This window comes from Pseudoduganella plicata, assembly GCF_004421005.1.
Taxonomy (GTDB): Bacteria; Pseudomonadota; Gammaproteobacteria; order Burkholderiales; family Burkholderiaceae_D; genus Rugamonas; species Rugamonas plicata.
The window spans coordinates 5,555,368-5,577,880 of the sequence record NZ_CP038026.1 but is presented as its reverse complement, the minus strand read 5'-3'; the positions used below and the strand labels follow the sequence as shown (position 1 = coordinate 5,577,880).

17 protein-coding genes and 2 pseudogenes are annotated in these 22,513 nt (G+C 65.6%); 2 read left to right on the top strand and 17 right to left on the bottom strand.

The genetic code is table 11. The features are described from left to right. Positions 1–6: 6 nt before the first annotated feature. The 3 genes from E1742_RS24535 to E1742_RS24525 all read right to left on the bottom strand — a co-directional run bounded on the left by E1742_RS24535 (position 7) and on the right by E1742_RS24525 (position 3,125). Positions 7–405 (bottom strand): cupin domain-containing protein, encoded by a 399-nt coding sequence (locus E1742_RS24535; protein WP_134387658.1) that lies wholly within the window; start codon positions 403–405, stop codon positions 7–9. Positions 406–791: 386 nt separating this feature from the next. After that, the gene (locus E1742_RS26485) at positions 792–1,505 is read right to left on the bottom strand and encodes a PEP-CTERM sorting domain-containing protein (RefSeq protein WP_206076708.1); all 714 of its coding nucleotides are present in this window, start codon (positions 1,503–1,505) and stop codon (positions 792–794) included. A gap of 222 nt (positions 1,506–1,727) precedes the next feature. After that, complete coding sequence (locus E1742_RS24525) at positions 1,728–3,125, bottom strand: GntP family permease (protein ID WP_134387657.1); 1,398 nt, start codon at positions 3,123–3,125, stop codon at positions 1,728–1,730. Positions 3,126–3,397: 272 nt separating this feature from the next. Here E1742_RS24525 and E1742_RS24520 point away from each other — a divergent pair, with 272 nt between their 5' ends. Continuing rightward, positions 3,398–3,754 (top strand): translation initiation factor Sui1, encoded by a 357-nt coding sequence (locus E1742_RS24520; protein ID WP_134387656.1) that lies wholly within the window; start codon positions 3,398–3,400, stop codon positions 3,752–3,754. Between the two features lie 5 nt (positions 3,755–3,759). Here the strand turns inward: E1742_RS24520 and E1742_RS24515 are convergent, their stop codons facing one another. The 7 genes and pseudogenes from E1742_RS24515 to tnpB form a co-directional block, all read right to left on the bottom strand. Next, positions 3,760–5,190, bottom strand: a complete 1,431-nt coding sequence (locus E1742_RS24515) for a GDSL-type esterase/lipase family protein (protein ID WP_134387655.1) — start codon at positions 5,188–5,190, stop codon at positions 3,760–3,762. A gap of 18 nt (positions 5,191–5,208) precedes the next feature. Further along, entirely contained in the window at positions 5,209–5,874 is a 666-nt protein-coding gene (locus E1742_RS24510; RefSeq protein ID WP_166793553.1) for a transglycosylase SLT domain-containing protein, read from the bottom strand. 27 nt (positions 5,875–5,901) lie between these two features. Next, complete coding sequence (locus E1742_RS24505; protein WP_134387653.1) at positions 5,902–7,875, bottom strand: acyltransferase family protein; 1,974 nt, start codon at positions 7,873–7,875, stop codon at positions 5,902–5,904. Positions 7,876–7,888: 13 nt separating this feature from the next. Further along, positions 7,889–9,061 carry a GDSL-type esterase/lipase family protein gene (locus E1742_RS24500; RefSeq protein ID WP_166793552.1) on the bottom strand — a complete coding sequence of 391 codons (1,173 nt, stop codon included), beginning with the start codon at positions 9,059–9,061 and terminating at the stop codon, positions 7,889–7,891. A gap of 724 nt (positions 9,062–9,785) precedes the next feature. Continuing rightward, positions 9,786–11,189 carry a PEP-CTERM sorting domain-containing protein gene (locus tag E1742_RS24495; protein ID WP_166793551.1) on the bottom strand — a complete coding sequence of 468 codons (1,404 nt, stop codon included), beginning with the start codon at positions 11,187–11,189 and terminating at the stop codon, positions 9,786–9,788. Between the two features lie 362 nt (positions 11,190–11,551). Then, a pseudogene (tnpC, locus tag E1742_RS24490) lies at positions 11,552–12,797 on the bottom strand (IS66 family transposase); the annotation flags it as partial. 34 nt (positions 12,798–12,831) lie between these two features. After that, entirely contained in the window at positions 12,832–13,194 is a 363-nt protein-coding gene (gene tnpB / locus E1742_RS27505; RefSeq protein ID WP_503826303.1) for an IS66 family insertion sequence element accessory protein TnpB, read from the bottom strand. 253 nt (positions 13,195–13,447) lie between these two features. Here tnpB and E1742_RS24475 point away from each other — a divergent pair, with 253 nt between their 5' ends. Next, positions 13,448–14,491, top strand: coding sequence for a hypothetical protein (locus E1742_RS24475; RefSeq protein WP_134387650.1), 1,044 nt, complete (start codon positions 13,448–13,450; stop codon positions 14,489–14,491). On the opposite strand, the pseudogene E1742_RS24470 reads toward E1742_RS24475, so the two are convergent. The 7 genes and pseudogenes from E1742_RS24470 to E1742_RS24440 all read right to left on the bottom strand — a co-directional run bounded on the left by E1742_RS24470 (position 14,473) and on the right by E1742_RS24440 (position 22,477). After that, a pseudogene (locus E1742_RS24470) lies at positions 14,473–15,515 on the bottom strand (DMT family transporter). The gene E1742_RS24475 and the pseudogene E1742_RS24470 overlap by 19 nt on opposite strands. A 49-nt stretch (positions 15,516–15,564) precedes the next feature. After that, positions 15,565–15,939: a hypothetical protein gene (locus tag E1742_RS24465; RefSeq protein WP_134387649.1), complete on the bottom strand. Its 375-nt coding sequence runs from the start codon at positions 15,937–15,939 to the stop codon at positions 15,565–15,567. Positions 15,940–16,006: 67 nt separating this feature from the next. Continuing rightward, a complete protein-coding gene (locus E1742_RS24460) occupies positions 16,007–19,102 on the bottom strand; it encodes an efflux RND transporter permease subunit (protein WP_134387648.1) in 3,096 nt (1,031 codons plus the stop codon). Between the two features lie 4 nt (positions 19,103–19,106). Next, on the bottom strand, positions 19,107–20,222 hold the full coding sequence (locus E1742_RS24455) for an efflux RND transporter periplasmic adaptor subunit (protein ID WP_134387647.1): 1,116 nt from the start codon (positions 20,220–20,222) through the stop codon (positions 19,107–19,109). Beyond that, a complete protein-coding gene (locus E1742_RS24450; RefSeq protein WP_134387646.1) occupies positions 20,219–20,776 on the bottom strand; it encodes a hypothetical protein in 558 nt (185 codons plus the stop codon). Before E1742_RS24450 ends, E1742_RS24455 begins: the two co-directional genes overlap by 4 nt. Then, positions 20,773–22,026, bottom strand: coding sequence for a TolC family protein (locus E1742_RS24445; protein ID WP_229466299.1), 1,254 nt, complete (start codon positions 22,024–22,026; stop codon positions 20,773–20,775). The genes E1742_RS24450 and E1742_RS24445 overlap by 4 nt, the downstream gene beginning before the upstream one ends. A 94-nt stretch (positions 22,027–22,120) precedes the next feature. Next, on the bottom strand, positions 22,121–22,477 hold the full coding sequence (locus tag E1742_RS24440) for a hypothetical protein (RefSeq protein WP_134387645.1): 357 nt from the start codon (positions 22,475–22,477) through the stop codon (positions 22,121–22,123). Positions 22,478–22,513: the final 36 nt, after the last annotated feature.

The window sequence follows — 22,513 nt, the reverse complement described above, 5'->3', positions numbered from 1 at the left end:
GCCTCCTTATTTGTCGAGGATGACGATGGGCTGGTTCTTCTCGACCAGGTAGGTCGCCAGCTCGGCGCTCACGCCCGTGCCGACGTTCCTGGCCGAGTGCACGGCGCCGGCCGGAATGTACAGCGATTCGCCGGCCTGCAGGCGGATGGTCTTGCCGTCCATCTCGTATTCGACGCTGCCGGACAGGACATACGCGATCTCGATGCCGGGGTGCGAGTGCTTCGGGAAGGCGGCGTTGTGGGCGAAATCGACGCGGACCTGGATCGCTTCGTTCTTGCCGTCGACATCGCGGCGCACCGTCTCCGTGCGGGCGATGCCCTTGTCGTCGAATTTCTGGGCGTGGGCGGACAGCGTAGCGGCCATCAGGATGACGGCGGCGGCGGTTTTGGCGACGATGGTTTTCATGGTGTTCTCCTGTAAGGGCGGCTGCACGGTGCAGTCGCGACAGGGACCATTAGACCTTGGCGATGTGTCGGTGAAATGTCGGGATCGGGCGGTTATTCGCGGGGTTTGTGTCGGGGGCGGGGCTGGACACAATCGGAAACAAAAGGCGCTGTCCCTGACCATCGTGGGAACTTCCCTCAACAACTGCTGTCTTATTTACCGAACTACCTGGACTGAGTGTATAGCGGGGATGGCAATCGGATCAGCACGCCTGCGGGTTTCTCGCGGGCATCGCTGCGGATGGCTGAGAAATCCTGAGAAATCCCTTAATGATGGGTGACAGCGCCAAACAAAACCGCCGGGTGCAGCACGACGGTTGCATGCTGTCTCCCGGCGGGAAGCGCTTGTCAGGACTGGCGACGGCGGGTGGCAACGCCGACACCCGCAAGGCCTGCCAGGAGCATCATCCAGGTGCCCGGCTCGGGTACCGCTGCAACCGGCACCATTTCGATGCGCACGGTGACATCCCGCCACATCATGCTTGCGTAGGGTGCCGGACCTGACACCGGCGGATATCCATTGATCACCGAGTTCGTCACCAGCTCGACAAAGAAGGGTTTGCTGAACTTTTCCAGGTAATCATCATTGCCTTGGGACATGTCGACCGTGGTGCTCAGCAGCGTATCCTCGACCGGTGCCATACCATAGGACACTCCGCCGGCGAAGCCGTCACCGATGACGTACTGGCTATAGCCTATCCAATTTCCCGACTCGTCGAATACGGAGGGCTGATTTACCCGTTCCATCTCGAGATAGCCGCTCAGCGTGATCGAACTCACCGCATATCCAGCGGCAGGGGTGAAGTCCGCGGTAAAGCCATGAGCGCGGCTGATCTCCCTGTTACCAGTTTGTTCGAGGAACGTGCCTCTCGTCCAGTCCAGGCCGAGCACGGCAACCCTGCCGTTATCGGAAATCACGTTCACCGTGCTGAGCGAGGCGTTGACATGGTCGCTGTAGTTGCCCACTGTGAGATGGCTTAGCGTCACGTCCGCTGGCGCAGCAAACGCATGAGGTAGCGCGACCAGCAGCGCGACGGTGACAAGCGGGCGGTAGAAATGCATGCTAGCTCCTGTAACGATAGGGGTGGAATTACGGGATGATTACTGTGGCGTTTCGCAACCAGGTCCCGGCAGCTCGAGCGCCTTACCAAGGACTGCAACTTGGCGGGCCCTCTGATTATAAAATAACAAACAGCTTATTCGAAAGATAATTATCACCAGGCCGCCCGCCGATCCTTGCTGCGCCGTCTATATCAGGGGCGGGGCCGGTTGAACAGCGCCCTCTCAGACAATCCCCGTCAGGTAATACACGGCAATCACAAAGAATACCGCCGCCGTCTTGATGATGGTGATGCCGAAAATATCCCGGTAGGACTGCCGGTGCGTCAGCCCGGTGACCGCCAGCAGCGTGATGACGGCGCCGTTGTGCGGCAGCGTGTCCATGCCGCCGCTGGCCATGGCCACCACGCGGTGCAGCACTTCGAGCGGAATGCCGGCCGCCTGGCAGCCGGCGATGAATGTGTCGGCCATGGCCGCCAGCGCGATGCTCATGCCGCCCGACGCGGAGCCGGTGATACCGGCCAGCGACGTCACGGAAATGGCCGCGTTGACGAGCGGGTCGGGGATGCCGCGCAGCGCCTCGCTGACGGACACGAAGCCCGGCAATGCGGCAATCACGCCGCCGAAGCCGTACTCGGAAGCAGTGTTCATCGCCGCCAGCAGCGCGCCGCCCACGGCCAGCTTGGTGCCGTCCGCAAAGGACGCCCGAATGCGGCCGAACGCCGTCGCGCACACCAGCAGGATGCCCAGCAGCAGCGCCCCTTCGACGGCCCAGATGCCGACCAGCGTCTTGATCGGGGTCTCGACCGGCGCCTGCAGGCCCGGCAGCAAGCTTGAGGTCAGGCGATAGCTGTCGCCATACCAGTCGCGGATCAGCCCCGTCAGCACGAAGTTCGCCACGCCGACCAGCAGCAGCGGCGCCAGTGCCAGCAGCGGATGCGGCAGCTTGCCGCCTTCCGTCCCGCGCGGTTTGGCGACGTCGTCGCCGTAGCCCTCACCCGTCGCCATCACGGTGCGGCGGCGCCATTCCAGGTAGGCCAGGCCGACGACGACCGTCATCACGGCGCCGATCGTGCTGAGCCATGGCGCGGCCCAGCTGGTCGTCTGGAAGAACGTGGTCGGAATGATGTTCTGGATCTGCGGCGTGCCCGGCAAGGTGTCCATCGTGAACGAGAACGCACCCAGCGCGATCGCACCCGGCATCAGCCGCTTGGGGATGCCGCTTTGCCGGTACAGCTCCGCCGCGAACGGATAGACGGCAAACACGACCACGAACAGCGACACGCCGCCATACGTCAGCAGCGCGCAGACGGCCACGATGACGGCGTTGGCGCGCGACCGGCCGATATAGCGGATCGCGGCCACCACGATGGCCTCGGAGAAGCCGGCCAGCTCGACCAGCTTGCCGAACACGGCGCCCAGCAGGAAGACGGGGAAGTACAGCTTGATGAAGCCGACCATCTTCTCCATGAAGATGCCGGAAAACACGGGAGCCACGGCGGCCGGTTCCGTCAGCAGCACGGCCGCCAGCGCGGCAACAGGGGCGAACAGGATGACGCTGTAGCCACGGTAGGCGGCCAGCATCAGGAAGACGAGCGCGAAAAGGACGATCAGGAGCGACATGGGACCTCGGCTGACAGTTGTCGGAATGTTCAGCTTGCGATGCTAACGCGTTTCGTTTTGTCGTGTTCGCTCAGTAGGTGACGGGCTGCCTCGCTTGCAGTCCGATAGTCGCGCATGTCCTTCCCCGGTTGCCTGTCGCCGAATGCGGACGAGGGCGGCAGGAAGCGAATCTCCGGCCCGACGGGTCATTGCTTTCGCCGGCAGCCAGGCACTCCCGCCCGGAGCGCCGGACTGGTAAACTCGCTTCTTCACAGCAGATATTCGAGTGCGGCATGAAAAGCAGTTCAAGCGGCGGCCTGGTGTATTCCACCGATGGCGGGACCATGTGTCCCGCATGCCGTCACCCCATCCGGCAATGCGCGTGCAAGGCGAATGCCGCGCCGGGGGGCGACGGCGTCGTGCGCGTCTCGCGCCAGACCAAGGGCCGCGGCGGCAAGACCGTCACGCTTGTCAAGGGCCTGGCGCTGGACGACGTGGCGCTGGCACTGCTGGGCAAGCAGCTGCGCAGCGCTTGCGGTTCAGGCGGCACCGTGAAGGACGGCGTGATCGAAGTCCAGGGCGATCACTGCGACCTCATCATGGAAGCGCTCGTGCGGCAGGGCCACCAGCCGAAGCGCGTCGGCGGGTAACGCGACTAGCGCGGCTGCGAGTGGCCTTCCTCGGCCTGGCTCCACCCCATGTCGCGCGCGAACTTCTGCGCGAAACGCTGGTAGCCGGGCACGGTGAAATGAATCAGGTCGCGCGCCATCAGGGGCGGCCTCTGGCGCGCCCAGGCGTAGGCCTGGCCGGGGCCGCCCATCGCCTCCATCATGCTCCAGGCGCCGCAGCCCGCCGCCGCCGCCACTTCCCGCTGCGCCTGGCCGATGGCGGCATGGATGCGCGAGTAGACGAACAGGTCGATGCGGGGCGCGGGCCGGGATTTTTTGCCCTTGGCCTTCGCCCCCCTGCCCCGGTTGGCCGATTGCGGCACCAGCACGCCACGGTCTCCCGGGGCGATCAGCACGCACGCCGCATTGGGGAAAACGGAGCGCATATTGCGCACCGATTCTTCCAGCATGCGGCGGTAGCCATGGATGTCGAACGGCCTGGCGGCACCCTCGTTGGTGCCGAACTCCAGCAGCACCAGCTGGTAGTCGCGCCCGCCGAACCATGACGACAGGTAGTCCAGCTGCGCCGCCTTCCAGCTCGCCACGGTCGCGCCCGGATAGCCGAACACATCCATGACATTGCCGCCGCCACGGGCCGATTGCAGGTCGAGGCCATGGAAGCGCATGGCGCCATCGACAAGGCGCAGGTTGACGCGGGAAACCGGCTGGTCGGCCGCCAGTTCCAGCACGGCCGGTCCCGCCGCACCGTCGAGGGTGACTTCGGTCTCCGCCGCGCCATCGACGCTGATGCCAACCACGATCGGCGTGCCCGTCTGCTGGTACAGGATGCGCACGCGTTCGTACCGCGGCACGCGCCGCTCGTTGCGCAGGTCCCAGGCCAATGTGGCGCCTGCGCCCTGGCTGACCATATTGACCAGGCCCGGGCCGGGCAGGCGCGCGCCGTCCCCGCCCAGATAGCCGAGCTCGTATTTCCAGTGCGACGACACGCAGGCGCGCCGGATCGGCAGGCGCACCCCGGCGCGCCCCATTGTCGCCGGCAGCAGCACGTTGGCCACGTTGTCGGCCGGGACTTTCAGCTGGCGCGCCAGTTCGTCCGTGAAAAAGCCGGCGGCAAGGTGGCTGTCGCCCCAGATCGCGATGCGCTGCGCTCCCGCACCCGGGAGGATGCGGCCGGCTTCGGGTGAGGACGGCGGCTGGGCGGGGGGCGTCGGCGCATCGGGCTCTTCCGCCAGGGCGCGCACCGTCTCGTCGCTCGGCACCTCCAGCGGATCCGGGTTGGCAGCCGTCGGGCTGCGTTTCGCCGGCGCCTTCGGTTCGCAGGCCAGGTCGGCCACGTCGGGACGGGCCTGAACCTGCAGCAGCTTCACGGATGGTGCCGCGGCAAGGGTGCCGACGTGCAGCGCACTGGCTGCCAGCATGCCCAGTATCAGGGCCAAACGCTTGGTGGGTCGTTGCATGAATTTCCTTGGTTGATGTCAGCCCGTGGTCGGGACATGGGCCCCGCGCGCGACGGCATTGAGGCGCTGCTGCTCGGCCCGGACTTTCTCGATATACGTGGCGCTCGACGGACCGCCGCCGAAATAGAAACGCAGGCCTTCCGCCTCCGAGCCGCCGCGCAGCCGGACGCAGTCGCGCAGGATCTCGGCCCCCACGCGCAGGCTGACCATCGGATCGACAAAGGCGGACTTGCCGCCAAACTTCTCGTATCGACCGGAATGCACCTGCGGCATGACCTGCATCAGCCCCTGCGCCCCCGCCTGGCTTTCGATATACGGGTGAAAATTCGACTCGATCGCCATCACGGCGATCAGCAGATTGGGCGAGAGGCCGTACTTCCTGCCCAGGATATCGGCCTCGGCGACGAGCGGCGCAATGGCGTCCGGCGCGACACCATACCGGACGCCGATCCAGCGCGCAACCGCGGCCTGGGCGCCGGTAACGCTGCGCGGCGCGGGCATGGCAGCCGCCACGGCCGCGGTATCGCCGGTTGCCGGCTTGCCCTGCGCTTCCTGCGCCGTCGCGCCGGCGGCATTGCTGCGCGCGCTCCACCTGTTGAGGCTGTCAGGATGGCGCCATGCGTACAGCAAACCTGCCAGCGCGAGCACGCCGATGACCTGGACCAGCCGTACTACGCTGCGCATCGCCATCGCTCCTCTCGACAGCAGGCGTTAGACGCCCGGCGTGCCCTGCTCGGCGCCCTGCTCGCCTGCCGCAGCGGCGGGTGCCTCCTGCACCGCCGTTTGCGCATGCTTCGCCCGGCCGTGCGCCGGCGCCGGCGTATCGGCCTGCATGCGCCCGGACTTGTGCGCCAGCCGTGTCGATTCCGGCAGCGCTTCCCCACCCGTAGCCTGCTGAATCTGCGCAGTCAGCGCCAGGATGCCGCGCCGGGTCAGGTGGATGCCGTCCTTGACGAAATATTCGGGCCGGCCGTCCGAGACGCGGCTCCAGTCCAGCAGGTGCGTATTGGGGAACGCCGCCGTCATGCGCCGGATGAGTTCGTTATTCGGCCCCGTCCAGCGGCGGTCCGCGTGCACGTTCACCAGGATCACCGACTTGCAGATGGCCAGTTCCGTCAGCAGTTCGTGGAACTGCCCTTCGTTGATGTAGCCGTTGGTGCCCAGGTGAACGAGTACGGTCGAGGAACTGTTCAGCTTGCCCTGCCATTCGCGGATCGCCTTCAGACCGTGGCTGGCCTGGCGTCCCACTGCCGCATCCACCTGGATGCCGGGGATGCTGTCCTTCAGATGCTCCCTGGCCCCCAGCAGGACGGAGTCGCCCAGCGCGTACAGATGGTCGCCGCCTGCGATGCGGATGACGGGCTCTTCGGGCGGCGCGACCGGGTCGGCCGGCGCGGGAGCGGCTTCCGGCGCTGCCGGCGGCATCGGCGCGGCAGGGACGGCATGGGCCGCCGGTTCGACCGGCGGCAGCGACGCGGCAGCCGTCATCGTGACCGGCGCCGCAACCTCCGTCCGGACGATCGCCACGGAGAAACCGACCGCGATGATGGCATACACGGCGAGGCATGCGACCTTGGGCACGTCGCCCGCCTTTTTCATGTCATAGCGGATCGCCGGCACCTCGACGCAGCGGTACATCGCCTCGGAAGCAACCAGGACGATGGCCAGCGCCGCCGCCAGTACCGGCCACCGGGAAAAGTCCGTGTAGCCGAGCAATCGCATCCACACGAACACCAGCCAGTGCACGAGATAGAGCGAATACGAGCGCAGTCCGAACCATTGGATGACGGGGGTGCGCAGCAGCACCGAGACGAAAAAGGAACGGTCGCCCATCGTGGCGTACGCCACCACGCAGGTCAGGAACGGCACCATCAGGAACGCGCCGCGGTACAGCCGGGGGTCAGACGTGTTCATCGTCATGGCCATGACGCCCAGCAGTGCCAGCGCGGCCAGCGCCGCGCCGCGCCAGAACAGCCGCGCCGCGGTACCCTTCTGCGCCGCCGCCCACGGGTTCCAGAAGCACGCCAGCGCCGCGCCCAGGAACAGCCCCATCGAGTGGGTGTCGGTGCCCAGGTAGATGCGGTTCTGGTCCGTCGCGTCCGCGTTCAGTTCGTACAGGTGCCACATCCACGCCGTGCTGGCGATGGTGCCAATCAGCGCCAGCGCGCCGGCCACCTTGGGCCCGTCGCGCTTGACGACCGGGTACAGCAGCGGCGGCAGGATCAGGTAGAACTGCTCCTCGATCGCCAGCGACCACAGGTGGCGCAGCACGTGCGGCGTCGTATCGAAATAATCCTGCTGCTGCCAGATCTGCCACCAGTTCGACAGGTAGGCAAAGGCTGCCGGGGTATCGGCGATGAATCTGTCCAGCGCGTCGCGCGACAGCGCCGCCGTGCCCAGGAAGGCGATGACGATCAGGCCCAATACAGGCGGCATCAGCCGCTTCAGGCGCCGGAAATAAAAGTTCAGGAACTGGAAATCGCCCTCGCTGCGGTATTCCTTCAGCAGCATCGCCGTGATGATGAAGCCGGAGATGGTGAAGAACATGTCGACGCCGAAAAAGCCGGCGTTGAACAGGTCCGTGATATCGCAATGGAACAGGATGACGGAGACGACCGCCAGGGCGCGCAGGCCATCGAGTTCGGTGAAGCGGGAATTGCCGGTGTGGGCTTTGGAAGGCGACATTGAAGTGTGTCGGTCAGCGTTGAGGGATTTTGAAGGGGAAGGAACGGGCGAACAGGCGGCCGCTTACTTCATAGCCGCGGGCCGTCATGTGCGTCAGGTCGGGCTGCATCAGCGGCGGGTTCGTGCGCGTCCAGCGCACCGCCGTGCCGGGTCCGCCGGTCTCGCCCTGCCAGTCCCAGAAGCCGCAGCGCGACGCCACGGCCGCCCGTTGCTGGGCCAGGGCGATGCGGTGATGGATCTCCGCATACTTCATCGGGCCACCGGCCCCGCTGCCGACGACGCCGCGGTCGGGCGGACCGATCAGGATGCAGCGGGCATGCGGCTGGAAGCGCCGCAGCCGCGCGAGGCTGGCGCGCAGGCTGTCGGCATACGCCGCCGCATTGAACGATGGGCTGGCGCCCTCGTTGGTGCCATACTGGATCAGGATCAGGTCGTAGGCCGGGGCGGCCTGCGTCAGCCGCGCGTCGACATAATTCCAGCCGCGCAGCTGGGCTCCCGGCACGCTGAACGTGTCGAGCACCACGTTCGGTGCATTCCGGTAGCGTGGACGGAAACCGTGCACCTTGATCTGGCCGGACACCAGCCGCATCGCGATCGTCGCCATCGGCACTTCCGGCATGATGCGCAATGTGCCGGCATCCGTGCGGCTGAGCGGAATCAGCTGCTCCGCGCCGCCGTCCACGGCCACGCCGAGCAGCAGCGAGCTGTCCGGCGCCGGTTTGTCGTACTGGATGTCGAGCTGCGTGACGCGCGAGTCCGGCTGCAGGTAACGGAAGTCCATATGGATGACGTCGCCCGGCGTGGAGGACTCCATGCTGAGCATGCCTTCGGAAAATCCCGGCGTGCCGCCCTTTTCCTTGTACGCGTAGGCGGTCTTCCAGCCGCCGGTAGCGCAAGAGTGTTTCAACGGCAGGTTCAGGCCGGGCACCTTGATGCCGGCCTGGATAAAGGACGGCGTGGTTTTCCCGATGCCACCTGTTTTAAGCGCCGCATCGATGAAGTTTCTCGCCGACGTCAGGCTGTCTCCCCAGATGGCGATTTTATAGGCGGCGGCCGCCGGTGCGGCTTGTGCTTCCGGTCCCGTGGTCCAGGTAAATGCCGCGTCGCTGGCTTCTTGCGCCGGCAGGTTGGTGCATTCCGTTGCCGGTGCGGCGTTCGCGAGCTGGAGCGTCGTTGCCGCCAGCAATGCAATCAGGCCCCGGATTTGCTTGCTCGTTTTCTGATCAGGGCGGGAGTAAAGACCGGCGCGGTGCATTGGATCGGCGGCTTTCCTGTACGGCGCACGCCCTGATGGGGTTTTGATGGACAGTTAAAAATGATCTGGTGCATCGGCAGTCAATTCGGCGACTTGATGCCAGTCAGCCCGGAATAATATCCAATTGGAAATTCTTTGTAAAGCATTCAACTCGCCATCACCAATATTATTGCCGAGTGCGAATAATATATTTTTAACATGTGACATTTGGTGAGATTGCCGGTGCAGGCGCTACCGTCCTGCGAGCCCGCCGGGATGCTGCTCCACCACCAATAGAACATAAAAGGAACCTGCCCTGTTTCGGCGAACTTATTGATGTCGCCTACGGCTCTTTGCGCTCCCACGCGGGGTTTACAGGCCATCGGCCAGATATCTTCAAACCGTCTTTTTTCAATACTCACACCGGCTTTTCGGATAGCGGTGCAAAACAAATCCCGCGCACCTGCACTCGCTCAGTCGTCGGCACGTTTGAAATGGGAATTGAGGCGTTCGCCTCCGCTATACGGGGAGATGCGGGGAGATGCGACGGTATGGGTACCGGGACATATACGGGAAAACCCATACGTTCGGTCGCCAGCCCGACTGCATCGCTTGATGGGGAAACGGACGATAAACGCAGGCCGGCTCGGGCCGGCCCTGGCGACTTTACATCGGGTCAGCCTTGCAAGGCGGCGCCGCGCCGGCGGCGCACCGCCGCCGCCGTCAACGCCGCACCAACCAGCAACATCGACCACGTCGCCGGTTCCGGCACAGGCGATATCGTGTATTGCAGCGAGGTCGGAATGCCGTAAATGCGGCCCAGCTGACGTCCCTGATCGAGCGTGAGCAGCGTGATCACCGCCTCGTGCTTGGTTGTCAGCCGGGTGTCGATGTCGACCGTATCGAGCACGTGCTCAGCGGGATAAAACGCCGAGGGCAGCTCGAAATTGTGGACAAAGATGATTCTGGTGTTGGCGATCGGCTCATAGTTGAACGACGCACCGATACTGATGAAGGTGCGATCGTGGTCGAAACCGGTATCCCGTGCGAAGAAGATGGACGTTTTCCCGGTTCCGGAAAGCTGATGGGTGATGCCTGCGTGAGTAAAGGTGGCCACGATCTCGGCACTTCCCGCGTTGATTTGCTCGGACTGCTCGCCGACGAACGGCACCGCATCGAATGTGGTCTGGAAGCTCAATTCATAGGCGCTGCCATCGACAAAGGGCGTATCGCCGAAGACCTGCGGCATGGTCGAGTTATACAGAATCCCCGAGCTGCTGGTGTTGATCGTTACCGGCGCCGCGGCGGCGGCCAGGCAAACGGTCGATAAAACCACCGTGGCTGTGCTGCTTATCGCACGCCGGATCGGACGGCGCGCGAGGCGGAGCCGACCGCTTCGCAGGATTGCCGGCGCAGCAAGTACCGCGAGACCCAGCATCAGCAGCATCCATGCGGCCGGTTCCGGTACCGGGCTTGTGACCTGGGCAGGGGCCGGAGCGGTGATCTCATAATATAGCGACGTCGGCACCCCACTGATGCGACCTGTCAGCAGGCCATCGCTGTCGCGCATGAAAATGGTGATCTCCCGCTCGGTTGTAAACGGATTATTCAGCGTTACCGGATCGAGCCCGCCGGCAGCCGGATAGTAAATGCTGGGCAGCTTGAATCCATGCGTGAAAGACAGTGTCGAGTTCTCCAGCCCAGGCATTGGCAGTACTGCCGCTCCACTGAAGAAATCCCTTGGCGACCAGTTCTGGCCGGGCAGATAGAACAGGGACAGCAATCCGGTTCCGCTGAAGTGGTAGCTTTTGCCTCCGACCCCGAACGTTACGTCGATTGCCGCGCCCTCGATGTCTGTGTCGAGTGGACCGTGCGGAAGACTGGCGGGGACACTGAACGTGCTGGTGACGTTGAGCGTGTAGGCAGCGCCATCGGCCAGTGTGGCATCTGCAAACAAAGCGGGCATGAAAGAGTCGAACAGGACGCCGGACGTTCGCGTGGTAACCGACATGGTTTGCGCTTGAACGAGTCCGACCCAGCTCAGCATCAGTATCAGCGCGATACGTAATATAGAAGGCATTTCAACTCCCTTAGAATGAACAACCATTGGAATAAGAGTTGGTTATTTTGCAGCATTTTGACGGGGCGCGGCAAAGTGCTGATCCAAACGTTGCACGTTGTTCATTGCATATTGCTAGTCGATTTGAAATTTCCGGTGCAGCTGTAAAGGCACGCCAGCTGTAACGTCAAGACACTTATCACCGAGATCGTCGCCTGCCACACTGGATTCATCGGGCGACACGCGATACAGCCGTCCGAATCCTCAGGCCACGCTTTCAAGGAGATGCAATTATCGTCCCATCGCAAGCGGCGGCTGTGCGCCGTCTTGAGCCGATAAGCAGGAAGCGAGATGATGCTTGCCACACCGCTGGGAAGCGGAGTTCAGCCGGCCAGCTTGGCGGCACAGTTCCAGGGCAGGAAGTCGTCGACGCGGTTCACAGGATGATCGGCGATGTGCGTCAGCACATGGCGCAACCAGGCTTCGGGGTCGATGCCGTTCAGCCTGGCCGTTCCGATCAGCCCATACATGGCCGCAGCGCGTTCGCCACCGCCGTCGGCGCCGGCAAACAGATAGTTGCGCCGGCCCAGCGCGACGCCGCGCAGCGCCCGCTCGGCGGCCGAGTTGTCGATCTCGATGCGGCCGTCGTTGGCATAACGAGTCAGCGCCGGCCACAGCTTGAGGGCATAAAGGATCGCCGCTGCCGTATCGGATTTTCGCGACAGTGTGGAGAGCGTGGCGTGCAGCCAGCGCTCCAGCTCGGCGAGCAGCGGTTTCGCTTGCAGTTGGCGTGCAGCACGACGTTCGTCAGGAGGCTTGCCACGGATGGATTCTTCGATGGCATACAGCTCGCCGATCGGCGCAGTGCCTCGGTAGTGAGCGGTGTCGGGCGTGCCACATGCAAGTCATAAAACTTGCGCCGTGCGTGTGCCCAGCAAGCTGCCTCGACGACGCGGCCGGTTTCGTAGACGGCATTGAAGCCGGCATAGGCATCGGCCTGCAGCACGCCGTGGAAGCTGGCCAGGTGAGCCTGTGGATGCTCGCCCTTGCGGTCCGGCGAGTAGGCAAACCACACGGCTGGGGGCGTGGTATCACCGCTGGCGCGGTCGTCACGCACATAGGTCCACAGGCGTGTCGTGCGTGTTTTCCATTGCCCGGTGCCAGCACCGGCGGCGGCGTATCATCTGCATGCAACTTGGTGCCAGCAAAGACGTGGCGGCGCAGCACGTCGACCAGTGGGCGCAGCAGCGTGCCGGCGGCACCGACCCAGCTGGCCAGCAGACTGCGTTCGAGCTCCACGCCTTCGCGGGCATAGATGACGCTCTGGCGGTAAAGCGGCAGGTGATCGGCATACTTCGCCACCAGAACATGGGCCAGCAGCCCGGGGCCGGCGATGCCGCGTTCGATGGGGCGGCTGGCCGCCGGGGCTTGCATGATCGTGTCGCAGCAGGCGCATGCCAGCTTGGGTCGCACGTGGCGGATCATGCGGAAGCTGGCCGGTACATACTCCAGCTGTTCCGAGACATCTTCCCCGAGGTATTTCAGGTTCCCGCCGCAGTCCGGACATGCATCGTTGCCCGGCCGCTGCACCCGTTCTTCACGCGGCAGATGCGGTGGCAGCGGCATGCGTTCAGCCTTCTTGCAGTCCACCACAGCACCTTGATCAGATCACCGCGGCGTCCCGGAAAACAAACACATGGCCGCTGTACAGATCTTCCTCCAGGGCTGTCTGCACTTTTGATGCCAGGCCGTTGAAGCCCGAGCGCATATCGGTGACACCAGCCGCAAGCCAAATGCGAGTTCCTGCAGGCAGACCGATCATCCGCGCAGCCCTTTCAGCACCGCAGCCAGCGTTGCAGGATCGGGCCGGCCTTGGATGCGCATCGTGGCTTTGGTCAGCCGGATTTCGATCACGCCGTCCCAGCGCTGATCGCTCACGCCAAGTTGCGGCGGTATCGTTGGAGCCAATGTCACCGCGACCAGCCCTGGCTGATCGAACAGGCCGGCGCGCGACTGACGCCGCCATTTGAACACCATGTTCGTATTCAAATCATGCTGCAGGGCCAACTGTGCCACCGACAATCCCGGTTCGCACGCCAGCTGCGCCAGCTTCCGCTTGAACTCCAGCGGGTAGTTCGGGCTGCGCCGGCGTCGGCCGTGTTCAACTTCACTCTCCAAGATAGTCCCCACCAAAATTTAGTGGGGACTATCTTCGCGACTGGGGCTATTCGGTGTCTAGACGGTGCGGGCTTTACGCTTACGTCCCATCGAATCCAGAAATGCATGATGTGCTCAGGGCATTTCATGCCGTTTCCGATACCGGCACGCTCAGTTACTATGCGTGCCCTGTCGACCCCACCAGCACTGACGGACTGATTCGCTCTCACTTCAAGGGTATCGCATCATTCGCCGGGAAGCTCATTTTCACCCACACGAATCTCGCTGGCGACGGGGCATTCGGCAAATACCTCATCGCGGACAAACCGGACGCCGGTGCCCAAGGCACTGTCGATGCGACCTTTGAAACGCAACCCGAAGGGTGGTGCCACCCGTGCTCCGCGCAGGCTTGTGGCAGTTTCATGGCCATGGGCATTCAGGAGGCCGAAGACAGCTCCTCGTCCCTCATCCAGATCTGCGATCTGCAAAACACGCAGGACAAGCAGCGGATGGTTGTCCTGAGCAGTTTTGCCGTCGACGGGGGAATCAACGGCGTCGGCATGACGCGGGAAGTAGGGCCAGACGGGCGCTATCTGGTCGCCGGCGTCAACGGCAACAGCCTGACCCTGTACCGTTCGGCCAGCAGCACGCTGCTGCCGGGGCAGATCGATTTTGCGCCGGTTTATCACACATACCAATTTGCCGAATCGGGCGCGGGCCTGGCGCTGGTCACGCAGACCGACGGCCGGATCTTCCTGTTCACGCTGAATGCCGATGACGACGGCGCGCATAACGAGATGTGTTTGTACAGCATCGACCTGGCCGCCGGAATCCCGCTGAGCAAGCTGGCCCAGCGTGCCATGACCGTACCGGGAGTGAGCCAATCGTTGACCGACGCGCTGAGCTACATGCTCAACAATCAGACACCGCTGGGGCAACGCGGTGATTCTGTTGCTGTGGTCAGTTGCCGAGACCTTCATGAACAGCAGCTTCCGCTGGGGCAAGGGTCTCGCGATCACATCGCCCGACTCGGTCACGGTCTACGCCTCCGACCGCAATGTGCTGCCGCTGTCACATACGACGCCGGCGCGCCAGGACTTCTCGCTGGTGGCGTGGAGCTGACGGCCGCCGGCGCGGCTGTCCGGGTTCAATGCGGATGCCGATGATGGATATCGGGCGTATGCGCATGGGCGTGCGTGATCGGTTCGTGCCGATGCGAATGTGCATGGGGCGCATGCCCGTTCCAATCGTCCGCGTGCTCATGGCGGTGGTGCTCGTCGTGCACGTGCTCGTGGCTGTGCTCGAGCGGTTCGTGCGTGTGCTTGTGCTCGTGATGCTCGGTCAGGTGCAGCCAGATGCCGGCGGCCATCAGTGCGCTGGCGAGCCAGAACGAGCCAGCGGGCGTTTCCCGCAACAGCAGCGAGGACAGTGCCGCGCCGACAAACGGCGCGGCCAAAAAATAGGCGCCCGTGCGCGCGGTGCCGAGGTGACGCAGCGCCAGCACGAACAGCACCAGGCTCAGGCCATAGCCGCAGAAGCCGACCAAGGCTGCGCCGACAGCCGGCCACGCCGCCGGCAGTTGCTGGCCCGTCGCCAGTGCGATGGCGAGATTGACGGCGCCGGCGACGAGGCCTTTCACGGCGGCGATCTGCACGGCGTCGCTGGCCGAGATCTTGCGCGTCAGGTTGTTGTCGATCGCCCAGCACAGGCACGCCGCGACAATCGCCGGCACGCCCCAGGACGACGCCAGCGCGTTGGCTGCCACGCGAGCAGCACGCCCCCTGCAACGATGAGCACCATGCCGGCAAAGATGCGACGATCGAAGCTCTCGCGGAACGCGAACCATGCCAGCAGTGCCGTAAGGACCCCTTCGACGTTGAGCAGCAGCGAAGCCGTGGATGCCGGCGTATGCACCAGTCCAGTCATCAGCAGCACCGGACCGGCAACGCCGCAAAACGCCACCGCGCCGGCCAGCCACGGCGCATCGGCACGCGTCAGGCTGGCCTGCCCGCTGGCGGGCCTGGCCAGGCGGCGCAGCACCAGCCACGCGGCCAGGCCCAGGCCGCTGCCCAGGTACAGCACGGCCGCCAGCGTCCATGGCGACATGCTGCCCAGCAGCAGCTTGGATATCGGGGTGCTTGCGCCGAACGTGACGGCGGCCAGCAGTGCGTACACAACGCCTTGTCGCATGATGCATCTCCAGCTTGGCCGGCGGGCGCACGCCCGCCGGCACGGCCGCTTACCTGATGGCGAAACGAACGCTGACAGCCTGCCTGTTCGGCAGCGTCACCCGCGCCATGACCTTGTTGCCCGCTTCGAGCTTCACGTCATCCTTGGCGACCAGCGTATTGCCGGCGCCAGCGGCCAGCGTCGTTTCGGACTTGCGCGTGCCCTTCAGGACCGTCAGCGTCCCGCTGGCGCCCGCCGTCGTCATGGGCTTGCCATGGTCATCGACATGGATCGTTACCTTGCCTTCCTTGTTGACCAGTTCGAACGACAGGTCGCCCGCGCTCCTGACAATGCCGCCGTGCCTGGCCGGGCTCTCGTGGGCGGTTGCGGGTGCGCCGATGGCCATTGCCAGGCCGAAGGCCATCATTGCTGCGATTTTTTTCATTGGGTGCTCCATTGCGTTAAGTGATGCGGCGGACTTGTGGCGCCGCGCTTGAACCGATCAATCCGAATCAATAACTTTCCTCGCCAGTGCGCGCCAGTATGTCCGTCAACGGCTTGCGCCCCACCAGCCAGAAGATCAATGGCGTCAGCAGCGAATCGAGCAGGGTCGAGCTGACCAGGCCGCCGAAGATCACCACCGCGACCGGGTGCAGGATTTCCTTGCCCGGCGCGTCCGCCGCCAGCAACAGCGGCACCAGTGCGAAGGCCGCGACCAGTGCCGTCATCAATACGGGCGTGAGCCGTTCCAGCGAACCGCGCACGATCATCGGCCAGCCAAAGGTCTCGCCCTCGAACTTGCACAGGTTGATGTAGTGGCTGATCTTCAGGATGCCGTTGCGCGTGGCGATACCCGCCAGCGTGATAAACCCGACCATCGACGCAACCGACAGCGACACCCCGGCCAGCCACATCGCCGCCACGCTGCCGACCAGCGCAAACGGGATGTTGGCCATGATCACGGCCGCCAGGATGGCGGAACGATAGCGCGTGTACAGCACCAGGAAGATCAGCCCCAGCGACGCCAGCGACAGTCCGACGATCAGCCGCTGCGCCGCCTCCTGCGCCTGGAACTGGCCTTCGATGCTGATGAAATAGCCGCCCGGCAGCGACGTGGCAGCGACCGCACCGCGCACGTCGTCCACGATGCGCGACATGCTGGAGCCATCCGTGTTTGCATACACGACGATGCGGCGTCGCCCGTTCTCGCGACCGATCTGGTTCGGCCCGTCGCTTTCCTCGACGGTGGCGATGGACGACAGCGGCAGCCGCCCTGCCGGCGTGTCCAGCATCAGGCGCTCCAGGTCCTGCGGCGTGCGCTGCGCATCGGCCAGCCGCACCACCAGGTCGTAGCGGCGCGCGCCGTCGATCACCTGCGTCACCTTGGTACCCTCGGACAGGGCCTCGATCGACGCCAGCACCTGCCCTGCCGACAGGCCGGACTGCGCCGCCTTGCGGTAGTCGACACGGACCGTGATCTGCGGGATCAGCACCAGGCGCTCCACCGACAAGTCGACCAGCCCCGGCACGCCATCCAGCCGCGTGCGCAGCGCTTCGGCCAGGCCGCGCAGCGTGTCGATGTCGTCGCCATAGATTTTCAGCGCGATCTGCGCGCGCACGCCCGAGAGCAGGTGATCGAGCCGGTGCGAGATCGGCTGGCCGATCGCCACCGAGGCCGGGATGACGGACAGCTGCGAGCGGATCGCCGCCATCACCTCCTCGCGCGAGCGCTCCGACGGCTTCAGGTCCACGTCGATCTCGGACGAGTGCACGCCTTCGGCATGTTCGTCCAGTTCCGCGCGGCCGGTGCGGCGGCCCACTTTGATCACTTCCGGTACCTGCCTGACCAGCGTCTCGGCCAGCGCGCCCATCCGGTTCGCTTCGGCCAGCGACGTGCCGGGCGTGAACGTCATGCCCATCACCAGCGAGCCCTCGTTGAACGCGGGCAGGAACGCCCGTGGGAAGAACGGTACCGACGCCGCCGCAACCACCACGGCAACGATGGCAACGGCCAGCACGCCACGCGCGCGCGGCAGGGACCAGTGCAGCAGCATTTCGTCATGCCGCTTGAGCCAGCGCACCACTGCACTGTCGCCATGGTGCAGGCGCTTCATGCGCGGCAGCAGCACCATCGAGAGTACGGGCGTGACCGTCATCGACACCAGCATCGATGCCAGGATCGACGTGATGTAGGCGATGCCCAGCGGCGCGAACAGCCGCCCCTCGATACCGGGCAAGGCGAACAGCGGCACGAACACCAGCACCACGATGACCGTCGCGTAGACGATGCCGGACCGGACTTCGACCGAGGCATGCCAGATCGTCTCCAGCACGGAGGTACCCTCCGGCCGCTGGCGCAAGCGGCGCAGGATGTTCTCGACGTCGACCACGGCATCGTCCACCAGCTCGCCAATGGCAATGGCAAGGCCGCCCAGGGTCATCACGTTGATCGATTGCCCCAGCAGGTGGAAGGCCAGCGCGGTGACGGCCAGCGACAGCGGAATCGCCACCAGCGAGATCACCGTGGTGCGTGCGCTGAGCAGGAACGCGAACAGCACGACTGCGACCAGGATGGCGCCGTCGCGCAGCGCCTCGACCACGTTGCCGATCGACGTTTCAATGAAGTCGGCCTGCCGGAACAGCACTTCGGGCGCCGAGAGCCCGGCGGGCAGGCCCTGGCGCAGCTCGGCCAGCGCCGTCTCGATCTGGCGGGTGAGCCGCACCGTGTCGCCGGTCGGCTGCTTCTGCACGCTGACGATCACCGCCGGCAGCCCGTTCATGCCCGCATCGCCACGCTTGAATGCGGGGGCATAGCGCACCTGCGCCACCTGCTCCAGCAGCACCGGCGTGCCGTTGCGGTATGCCACCGGCAGCCCGCGGGCATCTTCAAGACGCGTGGTGCGCCCCAGGTTGCGGATCAGGTATTCGCGGCTGTTCAGGTCGATGAAACCGCCGCTGGTGTTCGACGCGAAGCCTTGCAGCGCGCCGGTCAGCTGCCCCAGCGTGATGCCGTACTGCGCCATGCGCGTGGTGTCGGGCTCGATGCGCAACTGGCGCACGTCGCCACCGATCGGGATCACCTGCGCGACGCCGGGGATCGACAGCAGGCGCGGACGCAGCACGAAGTCGGCATACTCGCGCGCCTTCATCGGATCGGTTTTTGTCAGGTCGATGGGCAGCGCGATCAGCATGATCTCGCCCATGATCGACGACACCGGCCCCATGGCCGGATTGACGCCGGCAGGCAGTTGTTCGCGCACCAGCGACAGCCGCTCGGCGACGAGCTGGCGGTTGCGGTACACGTCGGTGTTCCAGTCGAATTCCGCATAGACGATCGACAGGCCGACGCCGGAAACGGAGCGCACGCGCGTCACGCCGGGCATGCCGTTCAGGCTTGTCTCCAGCGGGAACGACACCAGCTGCTCGACTTCCTCGGGCGCCATGCCGCCGGCCTCCGTCAGCACGGTGACGACCGGCTTGTTCAGGTCGGGGAACACGTCGATCGGCGTACGCTGTGCCGTGAAGCCGCCATACACCATCAGCAGAACGGCGGCTGCCAGCACGAGCAGCCGGTTGTGCAGGCTGAAACGAACGATTGCATTGAACATGGCGTTACCGGATCTGGTTGATCAACGCCGCGCCGGACACCACCACGCGGTTCTCCGCGGACAGGCCACGCGTGACAACGATCGTGTGGGCATCGAGCGGACACGCCTCCACCGGCTGCGCAATGAAGCGCATCGTCCCGGACTTGATCCACACCACCGGCTCGTTGGCCGGATTGCGCACCAGGGCGGCGGCCGGCAGGACGATGCCCTTGACGGTCGTCTTCAGCTTCGCCAGCACCGATACCGGCTGGCCCACCGCCAGCGGCAAGGCCGGGCCGGTGGCGCGGAAGGTGATCGGCAAGGCGCCGTCGCGCAGGCTGCGTCCCCCGCCGACCAGCACCAGCTGCGCATCAGGGGCCGCCGGCAGCGAGGCCGCGGCGATGCGCGAGGCGAGCGTGACGTCGGGCGTGCTCGCCTCGACCAGCGCGCGCGCCGGGTCGATCACCTCGAACAGCACGTCGCGCGCCTCGACGATCTGGCCGGCCAGCACCTGGGCGCTGGCGACGACGCCATCCGCCGGCGACACGATGGCCTCAGTGCCGCGCACCGTGCCCGCCACCGCCTTCTGCCGGCCGGCCAGGCTGGCCAGCTCGGCGCGCGCGGCGTCGATCTCCTTTGCCGGCACCGTGCCTTCCAGCGATTCGAGCCGGGCCACCCGGCGCTCGGCCAGCGCGCGCATGGCACGCAGGTCGGCCAGCGTGGCTTCCTGGTTGCCGCGCTCCACCGCGCTGGCTACTGGCGCCAGCTTTGCCAGCACCTGCCCCTTGCGGACGGCCTGCCCCGCCGTCGGCAAGCCTTGCGGACCGGGCACGATGCGGCCGGCAAACGGCGCCTGCACGCGGCCGCCCGCGTTCGGGTCGATGGCGACCTTGCCGTTCAGTTCGACCGTTTGCGGGTGTTCGCCTTCCGCCACCTTGACGGTGCGGATCGCCATGCGGCGCTGGGCCAGCTTGGGCACGTTGACGCTGCCGTCCGGTAGGCGGGCCAGGCCGCTGACGGACGCTGTCCCCTGCCCGTCCAGGTGTTCGCCATTCGGGCCATGGGCGCCGGGAGACGCGTGGACGTTGTGCATGCCGAGCAGCGCCAGGGCGACCGCGGCGGGGAATCGATGCCAGCTCATGCCCGCACCTCCTGCGCGCGGCGACGACGTGCGCGCAGCACCAGCGTGGCCGGAATCGCGAGCACTGGCACGGCGCCGAGCCACCACCAGCGGCGCTCATGGTCGTGACCATGCCCGTTAGCGGCAGCAGCCGGCACGTCCAGCGTGCCTTCCAGCAGGTCGCTCTCGCCACCGGCCGTGAACGTAAACAGCAGCGCATGCTTGCCGGGTACCGACAGCGCCTGCAGGAGCTTCTCGTCGTCGATCGCGTAGTCGCCGACATCGGCATGGAACTTCGCGCGCGCCTTGAGGTGCTTGTACTCCACTTCCAGGGTACCGCCGAGGACAGGTTCGTTGGTCTCGTAACGGTCGATCAGCACGGACAGCTCGCCGCCGGACAGGTGGCCAACCAGCTCGAACAGCTCGGTAAATGTCTCGACACGCGGCACGCTGCCCGACGTGTTGGTCGCGGCAGGGCCGTCGAGGTGCTCGCCATTGGGCCCGTGGGCGCCGGGCGACGCGTGCGCGGGCATGGCGACAGCCAGCGCAAGCAGTAAAACAATAAGGGTCTTCATGGGAGGATTCCGGAGGCCTGGTTCATCTGGGAGTGGGCAAGTGCCAGTGCGATGCGCTGCTGGCGCACCGCCACTTCGGCTTCATGGGTCAGCGCGCGCGAACGCAGCAGGTCCGCCAGCGGCTTTTCGCCCTGCCGGAACGCGTGCTCGAACAACGCGGTGTGCTCGCGCAGCGCGGCGGCGCGGGCGGTGGCGGCATCCAGCGCGGCACGCGCATTGGTCAACTGGTCCTGCGCGAGCGCCAGGTCGCTGTCGACGATGGCCTCCGTTTGCGCCAGCTCCGCGGAAGCTGTCGCCAGTTGCGTGCCCGCCAGCGCTTCGGCCGGACGGTTGCGCAGCTTGCCGGACAGTGGAATCTGCAGCGCGATACCGATGCTGCGGTCGGCGTCCGGCATGATGCCGTCGCGCTCGCGCCGCATCGACAGCGCCACCGTCGGCGCAGCCTGCCGGCTGGCCGATGCCAGTTCGACGGCCGCGCGCGCACGCGTCGCCGCGGCCTGCGCCGCCCGCAGGCGTGCATGGTCCGTTGCGGTCGTCGCGGCCGGCAGCGGTTCGGGTTCCATGTCGGGCAGCGCGGCGGCGCCCGTCAACAGGCGAAAACGGGCCAGCGCCTCGCCGGCCCGACCCCGCGCCAGGGCGAGATCGGTGGTGGCCGCCAGCAGTTCCTGCTTCGCCAGCAGCGCGTCGCTGCGGGCCAGGTCGCCCGCCTTGACGCGGCGGTCGACATCGTCCGCCAGATCTTCCACATGGTGCAGGTGGTCGCTTTTCTCGGCCAGCACCTCGCGGGCGGCAGCCGCTTCCCACAGCCGGGCACGCACCTCGCCGGCAATGGCGAGCCGTGCATGCAACAGCTGGGCATCCAGCTCCTGGTCGGCCCGTTCCGCAAGCTGACGGCGCGCGCCGTGCTGGCCAGGCAGCACGATGGGTGCGGACAGCGACAGTTCCGTCTCCCGGGCGTTACGCCGGTCGGTCCAGCGATCCGAGCGCTCGGATAGGCCAAGGGTGGGTGCGGCGGCCAGCCACGAGGCGGCAAGGTCGCGCGAGGCGGCGGTTTCATGGCGGCGCGCCATCAGCGTCTGGGCCAGTGGCGAGCGCTGCCAGGCGGCTTCAACCAGCGCGCGCAACGTCGGCGCGGCGGGCGCACTCTGCGCCTGTGCAACGGGTTCCGTCGGCGCATGCTGCGCGTTTGAAAAGGGCGGCAGCATGCAGACAGCAGCCGCGAAATAAAGAGGCAAGCGTAATGTACGCATCGGAATTCCTTGGGTGAGTTAACTCATCGCCAAAGGAATGCGCACGGGGCGCGGTCACGCCGCGCTGGATGTTGTGCGAAGCTCCCCCGGCGGCTCAGCCGAGGGGTGCGGAAGGCGGTCGGTGCGGACAGTCCAGGAAGGGATCCGGCATCGGCGCCGGACCGTCGGGACGCACGATGGAGATCAGCTGCGGCGGCAGCACGGGCAGCGGCGGCAGCGGCACGGCAGCCGGCTGCGGCGTACAGGTATGGTCCTGCACGTGCTTGGCCGATTCGTCGGACTGGTCGTAGTGGACCGTCCCGTCTTTTTCGTGATGATGATGCTGGACGCGCTTGTCATGCTCGACCTCGTGCGCCAGCGTCATTTTGCCGGCCAGCACAGGCTCCCACTGCAGCGCGAAGCTTTGCAGGGGTAGGCACAGCGTTAGCAGGAGACAGAGGAGGAGGCGCACGTTGGGGTCCTTGGGAGATGCCGATTATAGCAGCAT